Source organism: Microbacterium sp. Bi128 (assembly GCF_918698205.1).
On sequence record NZ_CAKKMM010000273.1, the window covers coordinates 1 to 5,417 of the forward strand.

General features: G+C 67.1%; 4 protein-coding genes and 2 pseudogenes. 5 read left to right on the forward strand and 1 reads right to left on the reverse strand.

The window, feature by feature from the left end; genetic code table 11:
* The 5 genes and pseudogenes from LQV45_RS16800 to LQV45_RS16820 all read left to right on the forward strand — a co-directional run.
* A pseudogene (locus tag LQV45_RS16800) lies at positions 1-696 on the forward strand (pyridine nucleotide-disulfide oxidoreductase); the annotation flags it as partial.
* Positions 697-783: 87 nt separating this feature from the next.
* The gene (locus LQV45_RS16805) at positions 784-1,542 is read left to right on the forward strand and encodes an ABC transporter ATP-binding protein (protein WP_230008012.1); all 759 of its coding nucleotides are present in this window, start codon (positions 784-786) and stop codon (positions 1,540-1,542) included.
* A complete protein-coding gene (locus LQV45_RS16810) occupies positions 1,539-3,575 on the forward strand; it encodes a YhgE/Pip domain-containing protein (RefSeq protein WP_230008013.1) in 2,037 nt (678 codons plus the stop codon). The genes LQV45_RS16805 and LQV45_RS16810 overlap by 4 nt, the downstream gene beginning before the upstream one ends.
* A complete protein-coding gene (locus tag LQV45_RS16815; protein ID WP_230008014.1) occupies positions 3,572-4,207 on the forward strand; it encodes a TetR/AcrR family transcriptional regulator in 636 nt (211 codons plus the stop codon). Before LQV45_RS16810 ends, LQV45_RS16815 begins: the two co-directional genes overlap by 4 nt.
* A 17-nt stretch (positions 4,208-4,224) precedes the next feature.
* Complete coding sequence (locus LQV45_RS16820) at positions 4,225-4,875, forward strand: hypothetical protein (protein WP_230008015.1); 651 nt, start codon at positions 4,225-4,227, stop codon at positions 4,873-4,875.
* A gap of 73 nt (positions 4,876-4,948) precedes the next feature.
* Here LQV45_RS16820 and LQV45_RS16825 read toward each other — a convergent pair.
* Positions 4,949-5,417, reverse strand: a pseudogene (locus LQV45_RS16825) (hypothetical protein); the annotation flags it as partial.

Below are 5,417 nucleotides of genomic sequence, written 5' to 3' on the forward strand. Positions count from 1 at the left end.
GCCCATGGCGCCACGATCACGGCGGACAAGCTGCTCGTCTCCACCGGCCGGCACCCCGCCCTAGAGGGACTCGGCCTGGACAGCGTCGGCCTCCCGGCACCCGAGGGCGGGACCCTGCGGCTCACCACCGATTCCACCGGACTAGTCCACCACGCCACCGAGAACGATGTGTCCGGCAACCCGTGGCTCTACGCTGCCGGCGACGCCGCCGGACGGGCCATGCTGACGCACCAGGGCAAGTACGGTGCGCGGGCCACCGGAGACGCCATTGCCGCCCGGGCCAAGGGCGAACTCCGCGGCGAGCCGGCACCGTGGAGCCGCTTTGCCCAGACGGCCTCCGAGCACGCGGTGCCGAACGTGGTGTTTACCGATCCGGAACTGGCGAACGTCGGCCGGACCATGGCGCAGGCGGAGAAGGACGGCTTCCGGGCCTCCGCCGTGGAACTCCCCATCCAGGTGGCCGGCTCTTCGCTGCACGCCGAACACTATGAAGGGTGGGCGCAGCTGGTCATCGACGAGGACCGCAAGGTGCTGCTGGGCGCCACGTTCGCCGGCCCGGATGTCGCTGAACTCCTGCACGCAGCCACCATTGCGGTGGTGGGGGAAGTCCCGCTGGACCGGCTGTGGCACGCCGTGCCCTCCTATCCGACCATCAGCGAAGTTTGGCTCCGCCTGCTGGAGGAGTACGGCCTCTGATCCGTTGATCACAAGCGGCTGTTCTATTTGAACTGACCAGTCAGTTCGGTTAGCCTTGAAGCAGACCAGACCCTGCGAAAGGCTTACATGCTCTCCGTGCAACAGCTCCGTGTGAACGGGCGCCGGAATGACCTGCTCCCACCCACGTCCCTTGAGGTACGTGCCGGGGAGCTGCTCTTGGTTGAAGGCGACGGCCAGGACCAGCGAACAGCCCTCGCCCTCACACTCAGCGGCCGGATGAAGCCCTCCGGGGGAGTGCTCAGCTGGGACGGAAATTCCAAGATTAAGCGCCTCCGGTTGGCCAGTGCACTCGTGGACTCCCCCGGTGTCAACGAGCCCGAACAGCATCTCAGCGTGGGCGACCTCGTCACCGAGGACCTCGCGCTCATCCCCCGGCGCTATCGGGGTGCTCTGCTGAGCAAACCCTGGCTCAAGGTCAACCGCTTCGAGGACATTGCCGGCCTCTGGACCGAACAGATTCCGGCCCGGCGACGCGTCGAACTGCTCACCGCCCTTGCCCTGGCCAACCCCGGAACAGATCTGCTGGTGGTCGATTCTCCGGACAGGCACAGCGCAGATCCCGCGGACTGGCTTCCCAGGCTGGAAGATCTGGCGCACGACGGCGGCCGGCCGCTCGCCGTCGTCGTCACCGTCGCGGCACTGCCGGACGGCTGGACCGGGCCCTCCGCCGCAATCGGGAACGCCGTTGAGGCTGCCGCCGCAACGGTTTCCATCGTTGACGCATCCGCGGACCCCTCCCAGCCTGATGCGCAGAAGACAGAAGGCCATCCCGCGAAACACCGGAACCCTGAACACATCCCGTTCGAAACCGAGGCCCTAAAGTGACTGTTCTGCGGCTGGCCCGCTCCGAGCTCAAGCGCATGACTGGCGGGCTCCTGCCCAAACTGACCATCCTGGCGCTGACCATGGTGCCTTTGTTGTACGGCGCGGTGTACCTCTACGCCAACTGGGATCCGTACGGGAACCTGGACCAGATCGACGCCGCCTTGGTAGTCGAGGACACCGGCGCGTCCGCCAGCAACGGGACCCGGCTCGAGGCGGGGAAAAAGGTCGCCGACAGCCTTGTGGACGGCCACGTCTTCAACTGGCAGAAAGTCACAACCGCCGCGGAAGCGGACCAGGGCGTGAGCAGCGGCAAGTATGCGTTCGCGCTCAAGATTCCCAAGGACTTCTCGGCCAACCTGGTTTCCCCGGGCAGCTTTGACGCCGCGAACCAAGCCATGCTGAATGTCACCACCAACGATGCCAACAACTACGTCCTCAGCAACATCGTGGACAAGCTGACCACTGCCGTGCATTCGACGGTTGCCAAGGAAGTGGGCGAGGAGACTGCGAACCAGCTCCTGACGGGCTTCGGCACAATCCATACTCAAATAGTCCAGGCCGCCGACGGGGCCGGAAAACTCTCCGACGGCGTTGCCAGACTCCGGGACGGGGCAGCCAGTTTGCATTCCGGAACGAGCCAGCTGAACGGCGGAGTCGCAGAACTCGCCGCCGGCCAAATGAAGCTGCGCGATGGCGCCAACCAGCTCAATTCAGGCGCCGGCCAGCTCAGCGCCGGCCTGACGCAGCTGAAGGACAGGACGGCCACACTCCCTGCCGACTCACAGAAACTCGCGGACGGCGCCGCGCAAGTCGCGGCGGGAAACGCGGCATTGAACACGAAAGTCCAGGACGTCGTCGGGCAACTCAGCGCTGCCGACAAGGGCCTCCGGGACCGTGTGGTGCAATCCAACAGCCGTCTGGTTGCCGCCGGGATCATCACCCCCGACCAGGGCGGCAAAATCCTGGCCGATTTCGATACCGCCGCAGCCTCAAGCCCGGTGGCAGATGCGAAGTCCAGAATCCAAACAGATGCAGCCCAGATCCAGCAGCTTGCCGACGGATCCGCCGCCGTAAGTTCCGGGGCGGCCAAACTTGCGGGAGCAACGCCGGCCCTGACTGATGCCATCTCAAAGGCTTCAGCCGGCGCCAACCAGCTCTCGGCCGGCTCGGCCGCGCTGGCCGCGGGCGAGCAGAGCGCTGTCGACGGCACTGCCAGGCTCGCAGATGGCGCCCGGCAGCTCGACGACGGGGCGGGCCAGCTGGAGGACGGCGCCCGCACGGCCTCGGATGGCGCCGCCACCCTGGCCTCAGAGCTGGACAAGGGTGCCGGGAAGATCCCCAACCCCGATGATGCCCAGAAGAACAGCCTGTCAAAGGTGATCGCGGACCCTGTTGCCGTCAGCGACGTCTCTCAGGCCAAGGCTGCGTCGTACGGTGCCGGCCTGGCGCCATTCTTCTTGACCCTGGCCCTGTGGATCGGCGTATTCATGCTGGTCCAGGCCATGCGGCCCATCACGCAACGCGCACTGGCGTCCAACGCCCCGTCATGGAAGATCGCCGTCGGCGGCTGGCTGCCATTCTTTGCCGTTTCAGTCATCCAGGCCACGCTGCTCACCCTCGTGGTGGACCTGGGCCTGGGCCTCAAGCCCGCCCACCCGGTGCTGATGTGGTTGTTCATGTTGGCGGCCGCTATGGCCTTCAGTGCCATCATCCAGGGCGTCGTGGCCCTGCTGGGAACTCCCGGAAAATTCGTGGTGCTTATCCTGCTGGTCCTGCAGCTAGTTTCCTCCGGCGGAACCTTCCCGTGGCAAACCACCCCGGAGCCGCTGCACTTTGTCCACGAGGCGCTGCCTATGGGTTATGTGGTGGCCGGCATGCGGCACCTGATCTACGGCGCGGACCTTTCCTTGATCGTGCCCACGGTGGTTGGCCTCCTTGGGTACACTGTGCTCGGGGCGGCGCTTTCCACACTGGCCGTTCACAAGCACAAGTTCTGGACCCTGAAGTCCCTAAAACCGGAGATCGCCGTATGAGCACAGTGGGGGCCGGGGAGAAGAAACTCCGTCCCGCCCGCACGAACGCCACGAAGCAGAAACTGTTCGAGGCGTCCATGGATCTGATCGGGGAGCGCGGCGCGGCGGGCGTGACGGTGGACGAGATCGCCACGGCAGCCGGGGTGTCCAAGGGCACGGTGTATTACAACTTTGGCAGCAAGTCGGACCTGATCGCCCAGCTGCTGCGCCACGGCGTGGACATCCTCCTGGCGCGGCTGCTGAGTGTCCGCGACGGCTCCGCCGACCCCCTCGCCGCCATGGAGGAAATGATCGGCCAGGCCATGGACTTCATGGCCGAGTACCCCTCCTTCGCCCGGCTTTGGGTCAGCGAAAGCTGGCGGACCCCGAGCGAATGGCAGGACACCTTCGCCGAGCTCCGCGGGCGCCTGCTCGCGGTGATCGGCTCTGCCATCGACGGCGTCGCCGCCGTCTATCCCGTGGATTCCGCCGTTTCCCGGGGCAGCCTGGAAACGGCGATCTTCGGGGCCTGCTTCGTGGTGGGACTGGACCGCCAGACGTACAACCCGGAGCGGACCAGGGAGCAGAGTGTGGCCGCAATCATGGCCTCCATGCGCGGCTACGTCGTGAAGCAGCCGCCTGCTCAGGCATGATTATTCACATGCGTCACATGGGTACCAACGGGAAAGTCGCCATCGGAGCGTTTCTCACTGCCCTGGCACTTCTGGTCCTGACCGGAATCACCCTGCAAGAGTGGGTGCTGGTGTGGTTCGTCGGTGCGGCCGCGACGGCCTATGTGGCCTGCGTGGCGGAGGTGGTGGTCCGGCGCCGGCACAAGACTTTGGCCGCGAGCGGGGTCGGCAGCATCCTCTTCATCGCGTTCGGGGTCGCTTTCCTGCGCCAGTGGGGGCTGGCCTTCAACCCCGATCCCGACGCCCTGTCCACGCGCGTCGATTCCGAGCATCCGGATTTGTACTTCTATCTGGCCGCGGCCGCCGGAGCCGTCACCTTACTGTTGCTGTTCGCCGGCACTGTACTGCCCGGCCGGAGCCGCGGCCGGCGTTCCCCGGGCCGTGCTCCGCGACGCCGCCCGGCGCCCGGCGTGCGGGGAGCGGGGGCCGGGTCTGCGAATCCGCGGCCCTCCGCACCGCGGCCGACGCCGAGAGGAACCGCTCCGCGCCAGGCGGCTCCGCGTGCGGCTGCTCCGCGGGCCCGGCCCGCGGCCAAGTCACCGGCGAAGACACCGGTCAAGCCGGCGGCGAAGACACCGGCCAAGTCGCCTGCCCCCAAATCACCAGCCCGGGCCTCGGCCCGCCGCTGAGTCCCGCGCATCACCACCCGGCGGAGAGGTTCAGCACAGGAGTTTCCGCCGGAAGGCAGCCCAGGAGTTCAGCTCAGAGGTTTCGAGGCCTGTCTTCCCGTGGGGTGGCATCCGGACCCGGGGCCGTGTCGGTCCGGGTTACGTCCTCGCGGCTGCGCTGGTCGGCTGACACTGGCTCGCCGGACGCTTGCTCGCCGGAAGACGCTGGCTCGCCGGAAGACGCTTGCTGGCCGGACGTTTGCTGGCCGGGGACGTGGCTGCCCGTTGTGGTTTCGGCGGCGGCCCTCTCGGCGCGCAAATCCCCGCGGGTCGGCATCTGCCCGCTTTCGCCGCCGCGTTCAGATGTGACTACGTCCGGGTCCACTTCGTCGGCTTTGCGCAGTTGCTCCTGCGCGCCGGAGCGGACGCTTTCGGCTTCTTCCTGGCGCTTGCGGGCTTCCTGCCGCAGCCGCTCGGCCTCGAGGTCGGCCTCCTGCGCGTCGGCCTCGGCACGGGCCGCCTTGGCGTCGCGTTCCCGCGAAGCGAATTCGTCGGCCTTGGCC